Below are 22509 nucleotides of genomic sequence, written 5' to 3'. Positions count from 1 at the left end.
CTCGACTACCAGAACGTCAAGGCGGACTACGTCAAGGCGATCTGGGACATCGTGAACTGGGCCGATGTGGCCAAGCGGTTCGAGAACGCCCGCTCCAATGCCTCCGGTCTGGTCGTCCCCCAAGCCTGATCGCACGTGTCGATCCTGACGGATCGACACACCATCGCCGGCGGCCGGTCCCCACAACGGGGGCCGGCCGCTCTGTGTGTCCGGGTGCCTCTCGCTGCCTCGCCTCCCGCTCCTTCCGTGGTCGGGTGTCGGTGCCTGCATCCACGCCGACGCGGACCGCCTGACCGACGCCTGCCCGGACCGCGTACCGTGCCGTGGTTGAACACCCGGAGCAGGCGAGGAGAGGACGGACGTGACCACGGATCTGACGAGGAATCTCGGCGTAGCGGGCATCGTGCTGATGGTGGTCGCGGCGGCGGCCCCCGTGACGGTGGTGGTCGCGAACTTCCCGATCATCCTGCTCGAGTCCGGCTCGGTGGGGGCTCCGCTGCTGATCCTCGCGGCCACAGTCATCCTGCTGCTGTTCGCGGCGGGGTTCACGTGGATGACTCCGTACGTGCCGGACGCCGGGGCGTTCTACGCCTACGTCGACCGTGGGCTGGGTCACCGGGCCGGCCTCGGGACCGCCGCCCTCGCCCTGCTGTCCTATGCCCTCCTGACCGTCTCGATGACGTGCTACCTCGGCGTGCAGGCCGGGAATCTGGTCGAGGCCTGGAGCGGCGCCGAGCTGCCGTGGTGGCTGGTCTCGGCGGTGATGATCCTCGTCGTGGCGCTGCTGGGGTACCGGCAGATCGACCTGTCGGCCAAGGTCCTCGGCGTGGTCCTGGTGCTCGAGATCCTCACCGTGGTCGCGATCGACGTCGGTGTGCTGATCTCCGGCGGGGGAGTCAGTGCGGCACCGTTCGCGCCGGCGGAAGCGCTGAGCGGCGCACCGGGGCTGGGTCTGCTCTTCGCCTTCCTCGGGTTCTTCGGGTTCGAGGCCACTGCGGTGTTCCGGCAGGAGGCCAAGGATCCGCTGCGCACCGTGCCGCGGGCGACGTACATCGCCGTGATCCTCATCGGGGTGCTGTACACCGTGTCGGCCTGGCTGGTGATCTCCGGGCTCGGCGCCGGTCACGCGGTGGAGGCTGCCACCGCGAATCCCGACGGCGTGATCGTGGCACTGGCCGGCGACGTGGTGGCCCCGATCGTCGGCCATATCGTCCAGGCCCTGGTCGTCACCAGCATGTTCGCCTGCATGCTCGCATTCCACAACATCGTCGCCCGATACCTGTTCACGCTGGGCCGGCGCGGAGTGCTGCCCACGGCCCTCGGCCAGGCACATGCCCGCCACCGGGCACCGTCCAGGGCCTCGCTCTGGGTGAGCATCGTGACCGCAGCGATCGTGGTCGTCTCGGCGCTCGCGCAGCTCGATCCCGTCGTCGAGATCTACACGTGGTATTCGGGGGCCGGTGCGGTCGGAGTCATCCTGATGATGGCCCTGACCAGCATCGCCGTGGTCCGCTTCGCACTGGGACGCCGAGGGGAGGGGGTGCCGGCCGCGATGCTCGCGGCGACGATCCTGGGCGGGCTCGGACTGCTCGCGGTGCTGGCCATCTCCCTGGTGAACTTCCCCCTGCTGGTCGGCGGGATCAGCGCCGCGATCACCTGGGGCGCGATCCTCGCGCTCGTGTTCGTCGCCGGGTTCCTCGCGCCCACCCTCTGGCGGGGCCCGACGGACGCTGGCACACTGAAGCCATGAGCGTGCTGGTCGCCTACGCGACCCACTCCGGAGCCACCCTGACCCTGGCCGAGACCGTCGCGGCCACCCTCACCGAGCGCGAGATCCCCTCGGACCTGGTCGACGTCACGCGTGACCCGGACCCGGGAGCCTACGACGCGGTGGTGCTGGGCGCGCCCGTGCGGGCCGAGTCGATCGACAAGCCCGCGGTGAGCTGGGTCCAGAAGCATCGCGCCAGCGTGCTGGAGCGTCCGTTCGCGTTCTTCTCCTGCTCCGGCTCCGCCTCGGACCCCGCCAAGGGCGGTCGGCAGAAGGCCACCGATGCGTTCCTGGACCGGATCGACTTCTCCCCGGTCGCCGTGCGGAACTTCCCGGGCTGGGTGCTCATGGACAGGCTCCCGGTCCACGAGCGGCTGCTGCTGACGTCCATGCGCACGCCCACCGGGGATTTCCGCGACCTGCCGGCGGTCGCCGAGTGGACACGGGAGATCGCCCCGCTGCTCAGACGCGGGAGCTGACCCGGTCCAGGAACCTCCGGTGGAAGCGGGTCTCGCCCGTGGACTCCGGGTGGAAGGCCATCGCCAGCAGGTTCCCCTGCTCGGCGGCGACCACGCGGCCGTCGGGCAGGGCTGCCAGTGCCGTCGCCGATGAGCCGACCTCCTCGATGACGGGCGCGCGGATGAAGGCCGCCCGCACCGTCGGCGGCTCGAAGATCGCCACGTCGAGATCCGCCTCGAAGGACTCCACCTGGCCACCGAAGGCGTTGCGCCGCACGGTCGCGTCGATCCCGCCGAAGGTCTCCTGACCGGTTATCCCGTCGGCGAGACGATCAGCCAGCAGGATCAGACCGGCGCACGTGCCCAGCACCGGCAGCCCCGCCGCGATCGCCTCGCGCAGCGGCGCCTGTAGGCCGAAGGATCGCGAGAGCTTGTCGATCACGGTCGACTCGCCGCCGGGCAGCACCAGGCCGTCGACCGCGGCGAGCTCCGAGGCCCGGCGCACCAGGGTCACCTCGGCGCCGAGCTGCGTGAGGACCTGCGCATGCTCGCGGACGTCGCCCTGCAGGGACAGGACGCCGACGCGCGGTGCTGATCCAGCCGACCCGCTCACCAGCCGCGGTCGGCCAGACGGTGCGGGGCGGGCACATCGGCCACGTTCAGCCCCACCATTGCATCGCCCAGCCCGCGCGAGACGTCGGCGATCACGGAGGGGTCGTCGTGGAAGGTGGTGGCCTTGACGATGGCGGCGGCCCGCTCGGCGGGGTTGCCGGACTTGAAGATGCCCGAGCCGACGAAGACCCCGTCGGCCCCGAGCTGCATCATCATCGCGGCGTCGGCCGGGGTGGCGACGCCGCCGGCGGTGAACATCACCACCGGCAGGGTGCCGGTCTCGGCGACCTCGGCCACCAGGTCGTAGGGGGCCTGCAGCTCCTTGGCGGCGACGTACAGCTCGTCCTTCGACTTCGAGCGCAGTGCGCTGATCTCCGCGGTGATGGTGCGGATGTGCTTGGTGGCCTCGGAGACGTCCCCGGTGCCGGCCTCGCCCTTGGAGCGGATCATCGCGGCGCCCTCGGTGATGCGGCGCAGCGCCTCGCCCAGTTTGGTCGCCCCGCACACGAACGGCACGGTGAAGGCGTGCTTGTCGATGTGGTTGACGTAGTCGGCGGGGGAGAGAACCTCGGACTCGTCCACGTAGTCCACCCCCAGCTGCTGGAGGACCTGCGCCTCGACGAAGTGGCCGATGCGGGCCTTGGCCATGACCGGGATCGAGACGGTCCCGATGATCTGGTCGATGAGGTCGGGGTCGCTCATCCGGGCCACGCCGCCCTGGGCGCGGATGTCCGCGGGGACGCGTTCGAGGGCCATCACGGCGACCGCGCCGGCGTCGTCGGCGATCTTCGCCTGCTCGGCCGTGACGACGTCCATGATGACGCCGCCCTTGAACATCTCGGCCAGCCCGCGCTTGACGCGCCCTGTGCCCGTTGTGGTCATGGTGCACTCCTTCGTTTGATCTAGGCCAAAAGCTAGCACGGCGTATGCCGAAGTGGGAGAGGGTGCGGGTCGTACACTCGGATCGTGCCCACACCTGCATCGACGTCGATCACCGGCGCCACCGCCGCCGAGATCGCCGACAGCGTGCGCGCCCTGATCGACCGCGGCGAACTCACCCCCGGCGATGCCCTGCCCCCGGTGCGCTCCCTGGCCGAGCAGCTCGGGGTCAACCGCAACACGGCCGTGGCCGCCTATCGCCGCCTCGCCCGCTCCGGGGCGGTGGTCGCGCAGGGCCGGGCCGGCACCCGCGTGGCCGGCAGCAGCGCCGTCCCGCAGGAGGGCTACGCCGACGCCGGAGCCCTGCGCGACCTCGGCACCGGCAACCCGGCCCCGGAACTCATCCCGGAGCTCGTCCCCGCCCTGCAGGCTGCCGGCGGCCGGCCGGTGCTCTACGGCGAACCGGTGATCGACCCGGAGCTCGAGTCGTGGGCGCGGCGGTGGATGGCGCCCGATGTTCCCTCCGAGGGTGGGGACTTCCGCCTCACGCTGACCAGCGGCGCGGTCGACGCCGTCGAGCGGCTGCTGGCCCAGGCCCTGATGCGCGATGACGCGGTCGCGCTGGAGGATCCATGCTTCCTGGCCAGCATCCACACCGTGCGCGTGAACGGCTACCGCGCCGTGCCGGTCCCGGTCGATGCAGAGGGCATGACGGCCGACGGTCTCCGGGCGGCCCTCGAGCAGGGGGTGCGGGCCGTGGTGTGCACCCCGCGCGCCCAGAACCCGACGGGGGCCTCGCTCAGCGAGACGCGTGCCCGCCAGCTGCGCGAGGTGCTCGCAGACCACCCGTACGTGCTGGTCATCGAGGACGACTACTACTCGATGCTCTCGCGGTCCCCGTTCCGCTCGATCATCGGGCCGGAGCACCGGCGCTGGGCACTGGTGCGCTCGGTCTCGAAGTTCGTCGGCCCGGACATGTGCCTGGCGCTGACCGCGACGGATCCGCAGACGGCTGAGCGGCTGGCGATGCGGCTCAGCCCCGGCACGACGTGGGTCTCGCACCTGCTGCAGCGCATCACCCACGCCGTGCTGCGCGATGACGGCTCCCGTGCGCTGATCGAGCGGGCCGGCCAGCACTATGCCGAGCGCAATGCCGATTTCCGGGCGCGGCTGAAGGGCCACGGCCTATCTGTCGAGCCCGGCGACGGGATCAGCCTGTGGGTCCCCGTCGGGGCGCCGGCGCGGGCCGTGGCCGAGCGGCTCATGCGACGGGGATGGCTGGTGCGCACGGGCGACGAATTCCGCCTGGGTCAGGCGGCCGCCCCCTCGCGGCATCTGCGCGTCACCGTGCACGAGCTCGAGGAGCAGGAGGCGGACTCCCTGGCCGCCGACATCGCGGCCGCGGTGCGCGAGACGGGTTAACATGCCGTGACCCCGGCCACACAACAAAGGTGCTGTCGACCATGAGGCTCGAGCCTGCCATCCGTCTCCGCTTGTCGCTGATGATGTTCCTGGAGTTCTTCGTCTGGGGGAGCTGGTTCGTCACGCTCGGCACCTACCTCGGCACCGAGCTGGGCTCCTCCGGCGGCCAGATCTCCCTGGCGACCATGACCCAGAGCCTCGGCGCGATCATCGCCCCGTTCCTGGTGGGGCTCATCGCGGACCGGTTCTTCGCCGCCCAGCGCATCCTCGGCGTGCTGCACCTGTTCAGCGCGGTCATGCTCGTCCTCGCCGGGCGGCAGGACGACTTCAACGGCTTCTTCCTCTTCGCTCTGCTGGCGATGGTGTCGTTCATGCCGACCCTCGCCCTGGTCAACTCGATCTCGTTCCGACGCATGACCAAGCCCGATCAGCAGTTCCCCGCCGTGCGCGTGTTCGGCACGATCGGCTGGATCATCGCGGGCCTGGCCATCGGCTGGATGGGCTGGGAGGGCTCGGGGAGCCTCGAGAACACCTTCTACATGGCGGCGATCGGCTCGGCCGTGCTCGGCCTCTACGCGTTCACGCTGCCGCACACCCCGCCGGAGCCGAACCAGGGCAAGGCGACCGTCCGGGACGTGCTCGGGCTGGACGCCCTGGCTCTGCTGCGGACCCGCTCCTATCTGGTCTTCTTCGTCTCCTCGGTGCTGATCTGCATCCCGCTGGGCTTCTACTACACCTTCACCAACCTCTACCTCAACGAGATCGGGGTGCCCCGGGCCGCCGCGTACCAATCCCTGGGCCAGTTCTCCGAAGCCCTGTTCCTGCTGGCCATGCCGTTCATGCTGAAGCGTCTCGGCATCAAGTGGACCCTGCTGATCGGCATGCTCGCCTGGGCGCTGCGGTACGTGCTGTTCGGCTTCGGCGACGCCGGATCGCTGCTGTGGATGGTGATCATCGGCCTCGTCCTGCACGGCATCTGCTACGACTTCTTCTTCGTCGCCGGGCAGATCTACACCGACCGCTTCGCCCCCGCTCGCGTGCGCAGCGCCGCCCAGGGGCTGATCTCGCTGGCCACCTACGGGGTGGGCCTGCTGATCGGCACGCTCATCTCCGGCGTGATCGTGGACGCCTTCCTCGCGGCCGACGGCACGCACGACTGGCGGGCGATCTGGCTGGTCCCGGCAGGCCTCGCGGTGCTGGTCGCGATCTTCTTCGCCACGTTCTTCACGGACGAGGAAACGGCCGACGAGGCCGACGACGAGGCCGAGCCCGCTGCCGCCGGCTGAGCGCCGGGCAGGGCAGAGAAGCCGGCTCAGGCCCCGCGCCGCGCCCGGATCCGGATCATGACCCAGCTGATCGGGGGCAGGAGCGCGGAGAGGTCCTCGTCCGCGGGCACGGCCCCGTCCTCGTCCCCCACCCCGCCGAAGGGCCGCGGGATCACGCGATCGGGATCATCGGCCGTGTTCACCGCGTACGGGTCCTCCTCGTGCACGATCACGGCCTCGGCCACCTCGAACGATTCCCGGAACGCATCCAGCGGCACCGTCAGCTCGAGCGACTCCTCGAGCGAGCGGTTGACCGCGAACACGACCAGTTCGCCGCTCTCCTCGTCCCACGTGCACACGGCATCGAGCACGGAGCTCGCCCCGAAGCGTCGGTTCTCGTAGGCCGGGGAGTCGAGGGCGGTGCGCAGCACCTGCCCGCGCGCGTGCCGGGAGGTCAGGGCGAAGGGATGGAAGATGCTCTGGCGCCAGGCGCGTCCGCCCGGTTCGGTGCGGATCGGCCCCAGCACGTTGACCAGCTGGGCCTGCGAGGCGGAGGCGACGCGGTCGGTGTGCCGCAGCAGGCTGATCAGCAGGTTGCCCACCACCACGGCGTCCTGCGCCGTGTACGTCGATTCCGCGAACCGCGGCGCCACGGGCCAGTCGTCGCCACTGGGTTCGGCGCCCGGGTCGCCGTGGCCGTTGCTGGTCACGTTCCACTCGTCGAAGCTGATCATGATGCGCTTGCCGTGCCGGCCCAGCGCCCGCACGTGGTCGCAGGTGGCGACGACGGCGTCGATGTAGGCGTCCATGTCCTCGGCCGCCGCCAGGTAGGAGGCCTGGTCGCCGTCCTCCTCGCGGTAGTAGACGTGCGCCGAGAGCATGTCGATCGCGTCGTAGCCCGCCTCCAGCACCGCCTGCTCCCACGCACCGAACGTCGGCATCGAGGAGTGGGAGGAGCCGCAGGCCACGAGCTCGAGGTCCGGGTCCTCGCGGCGCATCGCCCGTGCCGTCTCGGCCGCGATCCGCCCGTAGACGTCGGCCGGCTTGTGCCCGAGCTGCCACGGGCCGTCCATCTCGTTGCCCAGGCACCACATCCGGATGCCGTACGGCTCCGGGTGCCCGTGGGCCGCGCGCTGATCGGACAGGGCGCTGCCGACGGGGGCGTTGGCGTACTCGAGCACGTCGAGGGCCTCCTGCGGCCCGCGGGTGCCGAGGTTGACCGCGTACATCGGCTCGACGCCCGCCTTCGCGGCCCAGGTCATGAACTCGTCCAGGCCGAAGGTGTTGGGCTCCATCGAATGCCAGGCCCGCTCGTGGCGCCACGGTCGCTGCTCGACGGGGCCCACCCCGTCCTCCCAGCGGTAGCCGGAGACGAAGTTCCCGCCGGGGTAGCGCACCGAGCTCACGCCGAGCTCGCGGGTGAGCTCGAGGACGTCGGTGCGCAGGCCGTCGGCGTCGGCCGAGGGATGGTCGGGCTCGACGATGCCCGTGTAGACGCACCGCGCCATGTGTTCGACGAAGCTGCCGAAGGTGCGGCGGCGCACGGGGCCGACGTCGTGGGCAGGATGGAGGTGGACGGTGGCGTGCAGGGTCATCGAGGAGTCCTCCGCCCGCGGCGGTCGGGAGGGGCGCGAGCCGGTGCCCCCGAGGCTAGCCCATGGGCACTTCTCCTCAGGGATGGCGCGAGCCGACGTTCTGAAATAGGCTTTCATATATCCGTCCTCGGGCCCGCCCGCTCCGGCAGGAAAGGTTGACCATGACCTCCACGTCCCCGCCCGCCGCGCCACTGCGCGTCGGCGTCATCGGTACGGGCGGGATCTCCCGCGCCCACGCCCCCGGCTGGATCGAGGCCGGCGCCGAGCTGCACTGCTACAGCCTGCAGGGGGCCCCGGCCTTCGCCGAGGAGTTCGGCGCGAGGGTCCACGAGAGCCTGGAGTCGATCCTCGCGGCCGTCGATGCCGTGGACATCTGCACGCCCACCCCGGACCACGGCGAGATCGTCCACCGCGCGCTGGACGCCGGCAAGGACGTGGTCTGCGAGAAGCCGCTGACCCTCACCCCGGAGGACGCCCGCTCGGTCCTCGAGCACGCCGAGCGTGTCGGCCGCCTGCTGCTGCCCGCCCACGTCGTGCGGTTCTTCCCGCAGTACGCCGCCGCCAAGGCCGCGATCGACACCGGCGCCGTCGGCCGTCTCGCCGTGCTGCGCTTCGAGCGCACCGGATCCTTCCCGACCCAGCCCTGGTTCGGCGACGAGTCCCGCTCCGGGGGGATCGTCATGGACCAGATGATCCACGACATCGACCAGGCCATCTGGATGGCCGGCCCCGTGGGCACCGTCTACGCGCGGCAGTCGACGGCGACGGAGACCGACACCGTGCGCACCGCCCACGTGATTCTGACCCACACCTCCGGGGCGATCAGTCACTGCCGCGGCCTGTGGGGCCCACCGGGGACGCAGTTCCGCTACACCTTCGACCTGGCCGGGGACGTGAGCAAGCTCCAGTACGACTCCGCGGGCGATTCCCCGGTCATCTTCGACGAGGTCGCCTCTGCGCGCCAGAGGAGCGGTGACGGATACCTCCCCGATGTGGCGGCAGGGCCGAGCCCCTACGTCGAGGAGATCCTCGAGTTCGCCGCCGCGATCCGCGACGGCGGCCCCTCCCGGGTCTCCGCGGCCGACGGCGCCTACGCCGTCGAGGTCTCCTCCGCCGCCCTCGAATCCCTGCGCACCGGAGGGAGCGTCACATGCTGACCGCCACCACCCCGCTGAAGATCGCGCTGATGAGCTGCGCGCACACCCACGCCGTCTCCTACGCGAGCCGGCTCGAGGCACTGCCCGAGGTGGATCTCGTGGTCGCCGATCCGGACGACTACGGCGACGTGCCCGCCCAGCACATCGTCCACTCGTACGCCGCGGCCTGGGAGGCCTGGCCCGAGGGGCCCGACGCCATCGTCGTCACCAGCGCCAACGCGCACCACAAGGACCTGGTGCTGGAAGCCGCGCGCCGAGGCGTGCACGTGCTGTGCGAGAAGCCGCTGGCCACGAACGTCGCCGACGCCGAGGCCATGGTCGCCGCCTGCCGCGAGGCCGGCGTGGTGCTGATGACCGCCTTCCCCGTCCACTTCGCCCCCGCCGTCCAGTCGCTGCGCACCGCGATCAGCGAGGGGGCGCTCGGGGAGGTCATCGGCATCACCGGCACCAACAACGGGATGCTGCCCGATTCGCGGGCATGGTTCACCGACGTCGAGCTCGCCGGCGGCGGCGCCATGGTCGACCACACCGTGCACATCGCCGAGATCCTCGACTCCGTCTTCGGCCCGCCCGCCACCGTGCACGCCGTCGCCAACCGGATCCTGTACGCCGATCGTGCGGGGGAGGGCGCCGAGACCGGCGGACTGGTCACGCTCACCTACGCCAGCGGACTGGTCGCGACCATCGACTGCTCCTGGTCGCAGCCGCCGGACGCCCCCACCTGGGGCGGGCTGCGCGTGCAGGCCGTCGGCACCGGCGGGCAGCTCCAGGTCGACGCCTTCGCCCAGCATGTCGGCGGGCACGGCCAGTGGCTGCCCTACGGCAGCGACCCCGACGCGCTGCTGCTGACGGCATTCCTCGACGCCGTCCGCGCAGGAGAGGCCGTCGAGCCCTCGGGCGACGTGGGGCTGCGGACCGTGAAGGTCGTCGCCGCTGCCCAGGAATCGGTGCGGACGGGGCAGCCGGTGGCGCTGGAGGGCTAGACAGGACTGGACCGGGCTGGATCCGACTCAGGCGGGCCCGTCGAAGGTCTCCTGCGGGTATTTCTCCTCGTAGGCGACCACCAGGTCCAGCCAGTCGCTGCGCGCCTGATCCTCGTCGTCGTGGTGGCCCATCCGCCACAGCAGGTCGTGGACGGTCCGCTCGGCGGCCGGATCCAGCCGCAGCACGACGGAGGCGGCGGCGAGGTCCGCCCCCTCGTGCAGTGGCCTGACCAGGTGCCGGTCGCGCTCGCAGGCGCGCGTGTACGGCGCCAGCCACTGCTCGACCCGATCGCGATGCTCGCGACGGCGCCGGGCGCTCAGCAGTCCCGTCAGCAGGCCGATCTCGGGCCGAGAATCCGGGTCGACCTCCGCGTTCGCCCGTGCGATCCGGCCCAGGGCGTCGCGGGCGACGCCGGGATCCAGGCCCGGCGCATGAACCCAGACCGGATGGGACGTCGCGGGCAGCAGGGACGCCCAGGACCACTCGGCCACGAGCCGTCGGATCTGCTCGTCCTCCCAGTCACCAGTGGCATCGGGGCTGTGCTCGGGCGACTGGGTCATGGCACCTTCCTGCGGCGCGGTCCGTCCGCCCTCGCGACCTGGGTATCCTATGGGAAAACGGATCGCCGTAGCGCAAGGGTGTGCTGGTCCTGCCTCCCCCTCGGCGCACGAAGGGACTGACGACATGGCCATCAGACGACAGGTGCTGCGCGACGAGGTCGAGGAGCTGATGCTGCAGCGTCTGCTCGAATCGCGCTGGGCCCCCGGTTCCCGGCTCAGCATCGACGGTCTCGCCCGTGACCTCGACGTCTCTCCGACCCCGGTGCGCGAGGCGATGGTCTCCCTCGAGCGATCGGGCCTGGTCGAGTACGTCGCGCTGCGCGGCTACGTGGTGGCACCGATGCTGGATACGGAGCAGATCACGGAGTTGCTCGAGGCCCGCAAGACCATCGAGCTGGCGGTCCTGGACCGCGCCTTCGAGGACTGGGACGCGCTGGTGGCCGATCTCGAGGCGGCGCAGGCCCGCCACGCCGAGGTGATGGCCCGCATCGATGCGGCCGACGAGGTCGACTACGAACTGGTGCGCGAGCACTTCCAGGCCGACTGGGGCTTCCACCAGACCCTCTACAAGCATGCGAACAACCGGTACCTGGCCCACATGTTCGAGAGCCTGCGCACGCACACCCACCGCATGCGTCAGACCTGGGAGGGCGGGCCCATGCAGCTCGATGCCCGGGAGGCGTACGAGGAGCACGGCGAGATCCTCGAGAAGGTCCGGCGCCATCACCACGATGCGGCGCTGAAGGCCCTGGCCGATCATCTCGACGCAGTGCTGACCCGGTCGGTCGAGATGGATACGGAAGCGGCGGCGCAGGTCAGCGGCCGGTGAGGGGGTCGGTCCGCTGATCGGGGAGGCGGTGCCGCAGGAACTCGGAGTGGACGTCGAGGTTCCGGGCGAGGCGATCGATGACGTCGCTCTCGAGGCGATCGACCTCCCGGTCGAGCGCCGCCAGCTGCTCGTCGATGCTGCGCACGTTCGCGGCCGCCTGCTGCCTGGCCTCGTCCGTGGGGCTCGCGAGGAAGCCGGCGGTGTCCTCCAGCGCCTGCACGAGGTCGGGGACGTAGCGAGAGGCCATCCCCTCCAGCATCATCACGTCCTCGTCCGAGGCGCGGCGCGACTGCAGCGAGGGTGAGCCCGCCAGGGCATCGATCCTCTGCAGGAGCGCCTCGGCGCGCTTGAGCACCGGTTTGACGAGGGGACCGGGCCGCCTCCGCCGCATCCGGGCGAGGCGGCGACGCTCCCGCTTCGTGGACCTCACCATGCGCTCGAGCACCGGGCGGGTGCCGACGGGCATCTCCGCGCGGCCGGCGCTGAGACGCACCGGTGCCGGGCCCCGGTTCCGAAGCAGGATGCCCAGGCCGCCGCCGACGACGACCCCGACCCCCGCGCCCGCCAGCAGCGGGGCGAGGAGCCCGGCACCGCCGATCAGGGAGCTGACGCCGAGCACCAGGAAGCTGCTGATCCCGAAGACGCCACCGAGGACACTGGGCACCCAGACGGTCAGCCAGCGGCCGCGCCGGCGCGGCACGGTGATCGATGTCGACGGCGGCGGGTGGACCTTTCCCACGAGCGGGCCCTGTGACATAGGGGGTCGGAAGGGGAGGCGGCCCCTTCTGGTCGGCTGAGCACGTGCCGATCGGCCCTGGTCGCTCATGGTCACCCGCAGAGTCTCGTGGGATGAAGCTGAGGGCCACCACGATATCGCGGGCGCCTGAGCGGAGTCAGACCGCGGCGTGCGCCTCCGCGATGCGCAGCAGCTCGAGGTAGCCCTCGAGCTCCCACGCGGTGCGGCCGACGAACAGGCCGGTGACGTGCTCGATGCCGAGCAGATCGGCGGCGTTGTCGAGGTTGACGGAGCCGCCGTAGAGCAGCCCGGTGACGTTCCCGCCGTAGGCCTCCCCGAGCGCGGCGAAGGGCTCGATGAGCTCCCGGACCGTGGCCGGGCGCCCCTTCTCGCCGATCGCCCAGATCGGCTCATAGGCGATGACCACGCGCGAGAGCTCGTCGGCATCCAGACCGTCCAGCGCCCCGGCGGCCTGCTCCAGGATGAACTCCGCGGAGCCCCCGGCATCCTTCACCTCGAGGCTCTCGCCGATGCACAGCAGGGGAGTGAGGCCGTGACGGAGCGCCGCGGCGACCTTCCAGCGGGTGGTCTCGACGCTCTCGCCGAAGTGCTCACGGCGTTCGGAGTGACCGATCTCGACGAGCTGGGCCCCGGCGTCCTTCGCCTGCGGGACCGAGACCTCACCGGTCCAGGCGCCGGCGTCCTCCCAGTGGGCGTTCTGCACGCCCAGCAGCACGGGGGAGTCCTCGCCGAGGATCTCGCGCACCGTGGTGGTCGCGGTGAACGAGGGGATGACGAAGGGCTGCACGCCGGCCGGGGCACCTCCGGCCAGGTGCTCGCGCAATCCTTCGGCCCAGGCGCGGGCCTCGGCGAGGGTCTTGGTCATCTTCCAGCTGGTGCCGATCCACAGGGTCACGAAGGGTCTCCTCGGGGTTCGATGGGCGGTTCGGGGCCGGTCAGGACAGGTGCCGGCCGAGCTCGGACATAAGCAGGGAGAACGAGACGGCACCCGGGTCGGGGGTGCCGAGGGACTTGTCCCCCAGCACGCGTGCGCGGCCCCGACGGGCGGTGATCTCGGCGGTCCCCTCCGCAGCGGCCTGGGCCGCCTGGGCTGCGGTGAGGATCGCCTCGGAGGCATTGTCCCCCGAGAACGCCTCCGCCAGGGCGGACCGGAACGGGATGGCCGCGTCGGCCATGGTCTTGTCGCCCACCTGGGCTCCGCCCAGGCGCAGCACGGCGTCGATCCCGGCATCGAGCGCCTCGACGACGAGTGCGGAGGAGGCGCCGGAGTCGTCGGCGAACACGCCCCCGGCGGCGGTCAGGGCTGCGCCCCATAGCGCGCCCGAGGTGCCGCCGGCCGATTCGGCCCAGGCCTCGCCCGCGCGGACCAGCAGGGTACGGGCCCCGGCGCCCTGCTCGCGTGCGGAGCGTGCGGCGGCCGCTGCCCCTCGGGAGCCGTACGCCATGCCCTGGCCGTGGTCGCCGTCGCCCGCGATCGCGTCGATCCGCCCCAGCTCGGTCTCCTCCCGGGCGCAGACGGCCTCGAACAGGTCCAGGACGCCGGTGATGCTCGCGGCGACGGTGCGGGAGTCCTCGGTGGAGGGCGGGGTCTCGTCGGCGCCGGGCTCCCAGAAGCTCGTCCGCGGCGGACGCTCGGCGGTGGGCATCGCGCCGCGGCGATAGGCGGGGGTGTCGACCGGTGCGAGCCAGTGCTGCTCGAGCTCCTCGTCCAGGAAGACGAGGGTCAGCGAGACGCCGGCCATGTCGAGGCTGGTGATGAACTCGCCCACCTCGGGGCGCACCGGGGTGATGCCGGCCGCCTCGAGGTGCCGGACGATGTGCGAGTAGAGGACGAACAGCTCCTCGTGCTTCACGGTGCCCAGGCCGTTGACGATCACCGCGGCGCGGCCCGTGTATCCGTCCTCGGCGCGCTCGGGCTCCTCCGCCAGGACGCCCTCGGCCAGGAGCTTCGCGACCTCCGCCGCGGAGCCGAGGGGCTCCTCGCGCACGCCGGGCTCGCCGTGGATCCCCAGGCCCACTCCCATCCGGCCATCGGCCACCTCGAACAGCGGCTCGGTGGCGCCGGGCAGGGTGCACCCCTCGAACGCGACCCCGAAGGTGCGGGTGGCGTCGTTGGCCTTCCAGGCGATCCGTTCGGCCTCGTCCAGGTCGGCCCCGGCTTCGATCGCTGCACCGGCGATCTTGAACACGGGCAGGTCACCGGCGATCCCGCGGCGGTCGCGATGGTTGCGGGGCGAGTTGGAGGCGATGTCATCGCTGACCCGGATGATCCGTACGTCGATGCCCTCGGCGCGCAGCTTCTCGGCGGCCGCGCCGAAGTGCAGCACATCGCCCGCGTAGTTGCCGTATCCCAGGAGCACGCCGCCGCCGTTCTCGGCGTTGCGGGCCACCGAGTGGACCTGCGAGGCCGACGGGGAGGCGAACACGTTGCCGCACGGTGCGCCGTGGGCCATGCCGGGGCCCACCCAGCCGGAAAAGGCCGGGTAGTGGCCGGAGCCGCCGCCGATCACCAGTGCGGGTCGGCCCTCAGGGGTCTCGGTGGGCCGCACGACCCCGCCGTGGACCCGGATCAGGTGATCGGGGTGGGAGAGGGCGAGACCGGCGACGGCCTCGTCGGCGAAGTCGGCGGGGTCGTTGTGGAGGTAGGTCATCGGGTCGTTCCTTCGCTGCGGGTGGAGGGCAGGGCTCAGACGATCAGCCAGACCAGGCCGAGGATCGCCATGGCGGTGAAGCCGAGGATCGAGGTGAGGACGGTCCAGGTGCGCAGTCCGTCGGCCACCGAGAGGCCCAGGAACTTCGTGGCGATCCAGAAGCCGGAGTCGTTGATGTGGGAGAGCGAGACCGAGCCCAGGCCGATGGCCAGGATGATCAGCGCCACCTGGACGGGGGAGTAGTCCCCGGCCAGCACGGTGCCCTGCACGATCCCCGCGGCCGACAGCGTCGCCACGGTCCCGGAGCCCTGGGCGACCTTGAAGGCGAGGGCGACCAGGAAGGCGAGCAGCAGGATGGGCACTCCCGCACCGATCAGCAGCCCGGAGACCGCATCCCCCACGCCCGTCTCGGTGAGGACCTTGGCGAAGACCCCGCCGGCACCGGTGACGAAGATGACGATCGCGGCCGGACCGAGGGCGCCGTCCATCAGCTCGCTGACCTGCTGGCGGCCCCAGCCGTGCATGATCCCCAGCAGGTACATCGCGGCGATGGTGGCGACCAGCAGGGCGAACCCGGGGGCGCCGACGAAGGAGATGACGTTCGCGGCCCGCGAGCCCTCCTCGAAGACCACGGAGCCGACGGTGCCCGCGGTGATGAGCAGGATCGGCAGCAGGATCAGCGCGATGACCAGGCCGGCAGAGGGGCGGCGGCCTGCCGCCGCGTCGGCGTCCCCGTCGGCCGCCGGCCCGGGGGAGCCGAAGCTCGCGGCACCGGCCTGGGCGTACTTCTCCTGGACCGGGGCGGCGAGGCGGAAGACAGGACGAGCCGTGACCTGTTTGCCCGCGAAGTAGACGAGGAAGCCCATCGGGATCGCCAGGGCGATGCCCATGACGGTCACCAGGCCCATCAGGCCCTCGCCCAGCAGGGTGGTGGAGCCGACGACGCCCGGGTGGGGCGGAACGGTGTTGTGGATGAAGACCATGAACACCGCGACGGGCATGCCGATGGCGACCGGCCCGCGGTGCCCGGCGGCCTTGGCGAAGGCGAAGATGATCGGCACCAGGATGATGAAGGCGACGTCGAAGAAGATCGGGATCGCAACCAGTCCCGAGGCGATCAGCAGAGCCTGCTCGAGGCGCTTCTCGCCGAGCACGCCGGCGGCGCGGTGGGCGATGACCTCGGCGCCGCCGGTCCGCTCGATGATGCCGCCGAGCATGGCGCCGAGACCCACGAGCAGCGCCACGCTGCCGAGGGTCCCGCCCATGCCCTCGATGACCAGCGGGATGATGTCCTGGACGGCGATGCCGCCGGCCAGCGCGGTGAGGATCGAGACGAACAGCAGCGAGACGTAGGCCGGCCACTTCAGCACGATCACGGTGAACAGCAGGATGGCGATCGCGCCGACGGCGATCAGGGTGAGGACGAGAGGATCCATCATTGGGCCTTTCGAAGGGGGCCCGGGGCGACCGTCGCTGGTCGCCCCGGGGTCGGAGGGTTCGGGAGCCTCAGCGCTCGATCGTGTCGAGGTCGAGCATCTGGGCGAGCACCTTGTCGAGCTCCTCGTCGTCCCAGACCTTGGTCCAGTCGGGCTGGATGATGCTCTCGCGGCCGTAGTCCATGGCCCGCAGGCAGGCGTCGGAGAAGGGGTTGGAGCCGCGCAGGGCGTTGGTCAGGGCGATGAAGATGTGGCCGTGGAAGAGGGCCTTCACGGCCGGCTCGGGGATGCCCTTCTCGTTGACCGCGTGGTCCATGGCGTCCTTGAGGAACTGGCCGATCATGCAGCCGATGGTCTCGACCAGGGTCGGCTCGAGCTGGGCGAGCTGCTTGACGCTGACCCAGTGCACGTCGATGACGGGCGCGTAGATCGCGCGGATCACGGCGGCGGTGCGCTCGCGGATCGTCTCGTCCTCACCCTCATAGGCGGCGACGACCTCCTGCGGGGCGGCGATCCCGCCGAAGGTGTCGGCCCACTCCTCGCTCGTGGTCCGCTCGAGGAACACGGAGGGGTGGGCCGGGTGCGCGCACGCCTGGTGGACGCCCTCGCGCTCGGCCAGCAGGCCGGCGTAGGCGGCCGCCGGGTCCAGGGTCAGCAGCACCGAGCCGTCCTTCATCAGCGGCACGACCTGCTCGGAGAGCTTGCCGAGCACGACGTCCGGCACGGCGAGGATGACCACGTCGGCGGCCTGCGCGGCCTCCTCCAGGGGGGTGACCTCGCGGCCCAGCTCGGCCAGGCGCTGCCGGCCGGCCTCGGAGGCCTCCACGTAGTACACCGGTGCGTCGGTGAGGTTGAGGTTGTTCGAGACCCGGGTGCCCATCTTGCCGGCGGCGCCGACGACGGCGACGCTGATCGACGGATCGAGCTCTACGGTTTTGCCGAACAGGGGGTTCAGTTCCTTGCTGCTGGTCATCTCATGACTCCTCTGGGTGGCGCGCTCCGGCTCGGGGCGCGGTACGGGGCGACCGCGGGACGTGCGGTCGCAGGTCGGTACTCAGCTGGTGCGCGCGTCGCGCCGGCTGCGCAGCGCCGCCAGGGCCCGCTCGGTCCAGTCGCGCTCGGCGGCCAGGGTGGCGTCGAGGTCGCCCTGCCAGGGCAGCCAGTGCTCGACGATCGCGCTGGGCGACCCCTCGGCGTAGACGGCGCCGAGCTCGTGGTCGAGGTCGAGCAGTCCGTCGCCGAGCGGGGCGCCGGTGTAGACGAAGCCCACCCATCCCTCCTGGCGGGTGAAGGCGAAGTCCTTGACGTGGAGGTTCACGGTGTGCGCGGCGCAGGCCTCGACGACCTGCTTCGGGTGCTCGAGCGCGGCGACGCAGTTGGCCGGGTCCAGGCAGATGCCCACTCGCGGCGAGCCGATCCGGTCGATCACCTCGAGCAGCGTCGCGGTGGACACCTGCTCGTAGGTCTCCAGGGCGAGGGTGATGCCGGCGCCCTCGAGGCGGGGGAGGGTGGCGCGGAGCTCCTCGGCGGCGGACTCGACTCCGTCGGCGATCTCGTGGGCCTGGATCATTGAGCGCAGGGTGCGGGCGCCGAGCGCCTCGGCGATGCCGGCGTAGCTCTCCAGGTGCTCCCGGTCGATGGTGCGGGTGCCGAGCTCGAGCTCGAGCCCGTGACCCTCGGCGTGCTCGCGCAGGGCGGCCAGGCCGGCCGGATTCTCGGCCTCGATCCGGGGATCGTCGCAGATCTGGAACACGTCGCAGCCCAGCTCGGCGGCGCGGTCGATCATGCCGGGGATGTCCAGCGGGTCGGGGTTGACGTCCTGGAACTCCCAGAACAGGGCGTAGGTGCCGATACCGATCTTCATGCGCGGGTCACTCCGTCGTGCGGTCGCGGTGTGCTGAGGGTCCGGGGCGCGAAGGGGCTCGCACCCGGACGACGAGCACACTAGACCCGCGCCCCATAATTGGTCAACCGGTTGGACAATCTCCGGGCCGTCGAGATGGGCCGGAGAGGGCCTCCCCCGGTACTGTGTGGCACTGTGAGCACCCCTTCGCCAGCTGCCCCCGGGCCCGAGGACGACGACGGAACCGCGCCCCCGCGCTTCGGCCCCGGCCGTGCCGTGCCCGCCGGGCTCAGTCGCTCACCCAGCAGCGCCGTGACCTACCGTCTCCTGGACCTTCTGCTGGGCGAGTCGATGCGCCCCGGGGACCGCCTGCCGGGGGAGCGCGCACTCGCCGAGAGCCTCGGGGTGGGACGCAGCGCGGTGCGCGAAGCGATCTCCGCGCTCGAGGTGCTCGGCGTGGTCGAGACCCGTGCCGGGTCAGGAACGTATTTGCGCTCGAACACCTCCGAGCTGCTGCCCAGCACCCTGTCGTGGTCTTTGTTGATGGATCAGGAGCGCACGGCGGAGCTGAGCGTGGTGCGCGGAGCGCTGGAACGCTCGGCCGCTCAGCTCGCCGCGCTCAGTGCGAGCGCGGAGCAGAAGGCCGAGCTGGTGCGTCTGGTCGAGGAGCAGCGTGCGGCCGCAGATGATGCCGAGGGGTATGTCGCGGCCGACGTCGCCTTCCATCGCGTGCTCGCCCAGATCGCCGGCAACGGCCTGATCGGCGAGCTGCTGGCCACCACCCGATCCCTGCTGCGGGTCTGGTTCGACCGCGCCGTCGACAATCGCGAGGACATCGACCGTGCGATCGAGGAGCACGACGTCATCGCGCGCGCCATCGCCGCCGGGGACGCGACGGCGGCCGCCGAGGCGATGGAGCGACACATGGCCACGGCGACCGAGCGCATCCTCCGGGGGGACACAGCGACCGACTGACCACCGGGGGCGGCCACGGCGGCCGCGCCGTCAGCGGGTCTCGTCCTCGATCGAGAGCAGGTCGCTGGCCGATTCGAGGTTCATCTCCTCGGCCGGCTCCTGCTGCATGCGCCGCAGGTACGGCTGGGCGCGCTCGACCTGGTGCTCGAGGGCGTTCACGGTGGTCAGCATGGACTCGTTGGCCTTGGTGCGGAACGCATCCAGGCCGTCCATGGTGGTGAAGAGGTTGTCGAAGGCACGCTCGAGGGTCTCGGGGGAGACGCCCGAGGTCGCCGCCTGCTCCTGGATGCGCACGGTGTTCTTCGCGAGCATCTCGGAGGTGCGGTCGATCAGGTCGTCGGTGGTGCGGTTGACCGCGTCGATCTGGTCCAGCACGATCTTCTGGTTCTCCAGCGCCTGGGCCGTGATCACGGCGGTGCGCAGCGCGGTGACGGTGGTGGTCCGGGCGCGATCGACCCCCTGGACGAGCTTGGTGTTGTTGTCCTCGATCAATCCCATCGCCATGTAGGCCTGGACGGTCACGGCGATCTGCGTGGCCATGTCCTGCCGGCGCTGGCGCACGGCGAACAGCACGTCGCGCTCCAGAGCGTCGGCCACCTCGGTCCTGCCCTCGGCGCGGGACCGCTCGGCGCGGCGCACCACCTGCTCGTCCAGGAGGCCCAGCAGGTGCGAGGCCTTCTGGAGGGCGCCGAGGTCCTCCCACAGGGACCGACGCTCGACGGTGAGCTCCGCGTTGTCGCGCTGGAGCATCTCCTGGCCGCGACCCAGTGCCTGGAGCACCTCGTCGAGCTGCTTCTGGTTGGACTCGAAGCGCCGGAAATAGCGCTTGGCGCTTCCCATCCCCGGCAGGAAGGACAGTGCCTTCGAGGCGAAGGTGTCCTCCTGCGGGGCGAGGTCCTCCATGGTGGTGCGCAGGTCCACGAGGGACTTGGAGACGGACTGCTGGGCGTCGCCGCTGTCGCGGGCGTCGCGCAGGGACTGCTCCATGAAGCGCGAGGAGGTGGTGCTGGTGCGCTCGAAGGTGCGGCGGGCCACCGAGCCGATGGCCGCGACCTCCGCGGTGAACTCCTGGGAGTGCGGGTTGAGCGAGGTGACGGTGTCGAGCCAGGAATTCGCCTTGGCCTCCAGCTCCTGCTGCTGCTCGGCAGGGAGGTCGGGCAGGAGGGAGACGGCCTTGTCCTCGCTGACCTCCTCCACGGGCTCGGAGGGGACGATCTCCTCGGCGGGTTCCGGCGGTTCGAGCTTGTCCATGGGGTCTCCTTCGGATCAGACGTCGATGATCGGGTTCAGGTGCTGGTCGGCGAAGCGTGAGCGCAGGAACTCGGCGTGGACGTCGAGGTCGCGGGAGACCCCGGCGACGATGTCCGCCTCGATGCGTTCGAGTCCTTCGTCCAGCACGCTCAGCTGCTGGTCGATGGTGCCGAGGTTCTCCAGCGCCTCCTGGCGGGCTGCGCCGGCGAAGGAGGCGAGGAAGCCGATGGTGTCCTCGGCGGCGTCGACCAGGTCCGGCAGGTACCGGGTGGCCATGCCCTCGAGCATGGCGACGTCGCCGTCGTAGGGACGCCGCGCCTGGATCGTCTCCGAGCCCACGAGGGTCTCGATGCGCTCCAGCAGGGAGTCGATGTGGTCCAGTGCGAGCCGTGCGGCGGGGTCGGAGGCGCGCTCACGCAGTGCGGTGGTGCGCTCCCGGGTGCGGGCCGCTGCTTCCAGGATCCCTTCGAGGGTCTCGCGCGTGGTCTCGGGGACGTCGGGGCCGACGGGGCTCAGCAGCGCCGGCTTCGGCCGCAGCGCACGCGCCAGCGCACCGCTGCCGCCGGCGACGAGCGCGCCCACGCCGAGGGCGACCCCGACCGTGTCGAGGGGGCCGGCGATGACGTTGCCGAGGCCGAGCACCAGGCTGGTGAGGCCGGCGGCGCCACCGGCGAGGAGAGGCGCCCCCACCCAGAGCAGGCCGCCCCGACGCCGCGGGCGGTCCACTGCGGTCTCGGAGGGCGGGTGGACGGTGCCCTGGAGCGGGCGCCGGGCGGGTCCCCACAGGTCCCGGCGCTCGGGCGTGGCCTTCCACGGCAGGTCGCGGTCGCCGGGCGCGACGGGATCGGGGGACGTGCCGTCCCCGGTGTCCGGCCGGTGGGCCGGTCGATCGTTCCCCTCGTGCACAGGTAACCCGATCTCTCGGAAGGCGGAGCCGGCGCGGGGCCCGGGAGCCGCCCGAGCGCCCCGTCGTCGGCTTGTCGGAAGGCTATCGCGATCGGCTGGGAGGGAACATGGCTGCGCCCTTCACGCCCGGCCCTTCACGCCCGCCACGATGCCGGGGCGCTGACGCCGTCGCCCTTCACACCGCCGCAATGATCCTATAGGATCCACGTCGAGACACCGTCGACGTTGAAGGGACAGCGATGTTCACCGCGGAGAACTGGCCGATCGGGGCCAACATGCTGTCGTTCGGGAACACCACCTCGGACGGCACCCCGACCCTGGAGGCCCCGTCCTCCGTCTGGGCCTCGCAGCTGCGCCAGGTCAAGGAGCTCGGTGTCGACCAGATCGACCCCACCGATGCCTGGCTGCCGCTGGCCAAGCTCAGCGATGAGCGCCTCGAGGAGTTCCGCAGCGTGCTCGACGGGGAGGGTCTGTCGCTGTCCTCGATCTCCATGACGCGCAACTCCGTCGTCGACGCCCGCCACGGGGAGCAGAACCTCGCCGACGCGCTGCGGTTCATCGAGCTCGCCCCGAGCTTCGGCGTGAGCGTCGTCAACACCGGCTTCATGCAGGCGCTCACCGAGGCCCAGAGCACGGCCATCTGGTTCTGGCTCGAGGACGGCCACCACGACGACCCGGCCCTGCGCGACCTGGCCATCGAACGCATCCGCACCCTGGGGGACGCCGCGAAGGCACAGGGCATCCAGGTCAGCCTCGAGATGTACGAGGACACCTACGTCGGCACGGCCGACGACGCCGTCGCCTTCCTGGCCGACGTCGACCACGAGGCCGTCGGCCTGAACCCCGATGTCGGCAACCTGGTGCGCCTGCACCGCGAGGTCGAGCCCTGGCAGGACATCTTCGAGAAGGTCCTGCCCCACTCGAACTTCTGGCACATCAAGAACTACACCCGCGACTACGACACCGCCACCGGCGCCTACTCCTCGGCGCCGATGCCGCTGAAGTACGGCTACATCAACTACCGCTCCGTGATCCGCCGCGCCCTCGAGCTCGGCTATACGGGTCCGTTCTGCTGCGAGCACTACGGCTCCGACTCCCTCGGCGTCATCGCCGAGAACGTGCACTACATCAGGCAGGTGCTGAGCTCGGCTCTAGCATGAG

Annotated in this window: 22 protein-coding genes; 10 read left to right on the top strand and 12 right to left on the bottom strand. The window is 71.2% G+C overall.

Annotated features, from left to right (window positions below):
* The 3 genes from ACFQRD_RS14830 to ACFQRD_RS14820 form a co-directional block, all read left to right on the top strand.
* Positions 1-129: Fe-Mn family superoxide dismutase (locus ACFQRD_RS14830; protein WP_377804667.1), on the top strand; the 129-nt coding region annotated here is incomplete at its 5' end.
* Between the two features lie 232 nt (positions 130-361).
* Entirely contained in the window at positions 362-1750 is a 1389-nt protein-coding gene (locus ACFQRD_RS14825; RefSeq protein WP_377018062.1) for an APC family permease, read from the top strand.
* Positions 1747-2247 carry a flavodoxin domain-containing protein gene (locus ACFQRD_RS14820; protein ID WP_377018063.1) on the top strand — a complete coding sequence of 167 codons (501 nt, stop codon included), beginning with the start codon at positions 1747-1749 and terminating at the stop codon, positions 2245-2247. Before ACFQRD_RS14825 ends, ACFQRD_RS14820 begins: the two co-directional genes overlap by 4 nt.
* On the opposite strand, the gene pdxT is transcribed toward ACFQRD_RS14820, so the two are convergent.
* Both pdxT and pdxS read right to left on the bottom strand, forming a co-directional pair.
* Complete coding sequence (gene pdxT, locus ACFQRD_RS14815) at positions 2231-2839, bottom strand: pyridoxal 5'-phosphate synthase glutaminase subunit PdxT (protein ID WP_377018064.1); 609 nt, start codon at positions 2837-2839, stop codon at positions 2231-2233. The genes ACFQRD_RS14820 and pdxT overlap by 17 nt on opposite strands.
* Positions 2836-3720, bottom strand: a complete 885-nt coding sequence (pdxS, locus tag ACFQRD_RS14810; protein WP_377018065.1) for a pyridoxal 5'-phosphate synthase lyase subunit PdxS — start codon at positions 3718-3720, stop codon at positions 2836-2838. Before pdxS ends, pdxT begins: the two co-directional genes overlap by 4 nt.
* 84 nt (positions 3721-3804) lie before the next feature.
* Here pdxS and ACFQRD_RS14805 point away from each other — a divergent pair, with 84 nt between their 5' ends.
* The gene (locus ACFQRD_RS14805) at positions 3805-5139 is read left to right on the top strand and encodes an aminotransferase class I/II-fold pyridoxal phosphate-dependent enzyme (protein ID WP_377018066.1); all 1335 of its coding nucleotides are present in this window, start codon (positions 3805-3807) and stop codon (positions 5137-5139) included.
* A gap of 41 nt (positions 5140-5180) precedes the next feature.
* Entirely contained in the window at positions 5181-6425 is a 1245-nt protein-coding gene (locus ACFQRD_RS14800) for a nucleoside permease (RefSeq protein ID WP_377018067.1), read from the top strand.
* Positions 6426-6451: 26 nt separating this feature from the next.
* Here ACFQRD_RS14800 and ACFQRD_RS14795 read toward each other — a convergent pair whose 3' ends face one another.
* Positions 6452-7999: an alpha-N-arabinofuranosidase gene (locus tag ACFQRD_RS14795; RefSeq protein WP_377018068.1), complete on the bottom strand. Its 1548-nt coding sequence runs from the start codon at positions 7997-7999 to the stop codon at positions 6452-6454.
* A gap of 161 nt (positions 8000-8160) precedes the next feature.
* On the opposite strand from ACFQRD_RS14795, the gene ACFQRD_RS14790 reads away from it, so the two are divergent.
* Positions 8161-9156, top strand: a complete 996-nt coding sequence (locus ACFQRD_RS14790) for a Gfo/Idh/MocA family protein (protein WP_377018069.1) — start codon at positions 8161-8163, stop codon at positions 9154-9156.
* Positions 9150-10139: a Gfo/Idh/MocA family protein gene (locus tag ACFQRD_RS14785; RefSeq protein WP_377018070.1), complete on the top strand. Its 990-nt coding sequence runs from the start codon at positions 9150-9152 to the stop codon at positions 10137-10139. Before ACFQRD_RS14790 ends, ACFQRD_RS14785 begins: the two co-directional genes overlap by 7 nt.
* Before the next feature lie 27 nt (positions 10140-10166).
* Here the strand turns inward: ACFQRD_RS14785 and ACFQRD_RS14780 are convergent, their stop codons facing one another.
* On the bottom strand, positions 10167-10700 hold the full coding sequence (locus tag ACFQRD_RS14780; protein WP_377018071.1) for a hypothetical protein: 534 nt from the start codon (positions 10698-10700) through the stop codon (positions 10167-10169).
* Positions 10701-10824: 124 nt separating this feature from the next.
* Here ACFQRD_RS14780 and ACFQRD_RS14775 point away from each other — a divergent pair, with 124 nt between their 5' ends.
* Positions 10825-11529, top strand: coding sequence for a GntR family transcriptional regulator (locus ACFQRD_RS14775; RefSeq protein WP_377018072.1), 705 nt, complete (start codon positions 10825-10827; stop codon positions 11527-11529).
* Here ACFQRD_RS14775 and ACFQRD_RS14770 read toward each other — a convergent pair.
* The 6 genes from ACFQRD_RS14770 to ACFQRD_RS14745 form a co-directional block, all read right to left on the bottom strand.
* Positions 11516-12286 (bottom strand): hypothetical protein, encoded by a 771-nt coding sequence (locus ACFQRD_RS14770; protein ID WP_377804665.1) that lies wholly within the window; start codon positions 12284-12286, stop codon positions 11516-11518. The genes ACFQRD_RS14775 and ACFQRD_RS14770 overlap by 14 nt on opposite strands.
* A 136-nt stretch (positions 12287-12422) precedes the next feature.
* Positions 12423-13181, bottom strand: coding sequence for a triose-phosphate isomerase (locus ACFQRD_RS14765; protein WP_377018075.1), 759 nt, complete (start codon positions 13179-13181; stop codon positions 12423-12425).
* Positions 13182-13221: 40 nt separating this feature from the next.
* Positions 13222-14937 (bottom strand): dihydroxyacetone kinase family protein, encoded by a 1716-nt coding sequence (locus tag ACFQRD_RS14760; protein WP_377018076.1) that lies wholly within the window; start codon positions 14935-14937, stop codon positions 13222-13224.
* Between the two features lie 35 nt (positions 14938-14972).
* Positions 14973-16373: a gluconate:H+ symporter gene (locus ACFQRD_RS14755; RefSeq protein ID WP_377018077.1), complete on the bottom strand. Its 1401-nt coding sequence runs from the start codon at positions 16371-16373 to the stop codon at positions 14973-14975.
* A 70-nt stretch (positions 16374-16443) separates the two neighbouring features.
* On the bottom strand, positions 16444-17346 hold the full coding sequence (locus ACFQRD_RS14750) for a phosphogluconate dehydrogenase C-terminal domain-containing protein (protein WP_377018078.1): 903 nt from the start codon (positions 17344-17346) through the stop codon (positions 16444-16446).
* 81 nt (positions 17347-17427) lie between these two features.
* Positions 17428-18237 (bottom strand): sugar phosphate isomerase/epimerase family protein, encoded by an 810-nt coding sequence (locus ACFQRD_RS14745; protein WP_377018079.1) that lies wholly within the window; start codon positions 18235-18237, stop codon positions 17428-17430.
* 174 nt (positions 18238-18411) lie between these two features.
* Here ACFQRD_RS14745 and ACFQRD_RS14740 point away from each other — a divergent pair, with 174 nt between their 5' ends.
* On the top strand, positions 18412-19191 hold the full coding sequence (locus ACFQRD_RS14740) for a FadR/GntR family transcriptional regulator (protein ID WP_377018080.1): 780 nt from the start codon (positions 18412-18414) through the stop codon (positions 19189-19191).
* A 30-nt stretch (positions 19192-19221) separates the two neighbouring features.
* On the opposite strand, the gene ACFQRD_RS14735 is transcribed toward ACFQRD_RS14740, so the two are convergent.
* The gene (locus ACFQRD_RS14735) at positions 19222-20442 is read right to left on the bottom strand and encodes a toxic anion resistance protein (RefSeq protein WP_377018081.1); all 1221 of its coding nucleotides are present in this window, start codon (positions 20440-20442) and stop codon (positions 19222-19224) included.
* 15 nt (positions 20443-20457) lie between these two features.
* The gene (locus ACFQRD_RS14730; protein ID WP_377018083.1) at positions 20458-21348 is read right to left on the bottom strand and encodes a hypothetical protein; all 891 of its coding nucleotides are present in this window, start codon (positions 21346-21348) and stop codon (positions 20458-20460) included.
* 239 nt (positions 21349-21587) lie between these two features.
* Here ACFQRD_RS14730 and ACFQRD_RS14725 point away from each other — a divergent pair, with 239 nt between their 5' ends.
* Positions 21588-22508 carry a sugar phosphate isomerase/epimerase family protein gene (locus ACFQRD_RS14725; protein ID WP_377018084.1) on the top strand — a complete coding sequence of 307 codons (921 nt, stop codon included), beginning with the start codon at positions 21588-21590 and terminating at the stop codon, positions 22506-22508.
* Position 22509: the final 1 nt, after the last annotated feature.

Source organism: Brachybacterium sp. GCM10030268, from assembly GCF_042666305.1.
Classification (GTDB): domain Bacteria; phylum Actinomycetota; class Actinomycetes; order Actinomycetales; family Dermabacteraceae; genus Brachybacterium.
The sequence above is the reverse complement of the archived record's forward strand: the minus strand, read 5'-3'. Positions and strand labels throughout refer to the sequence as shown.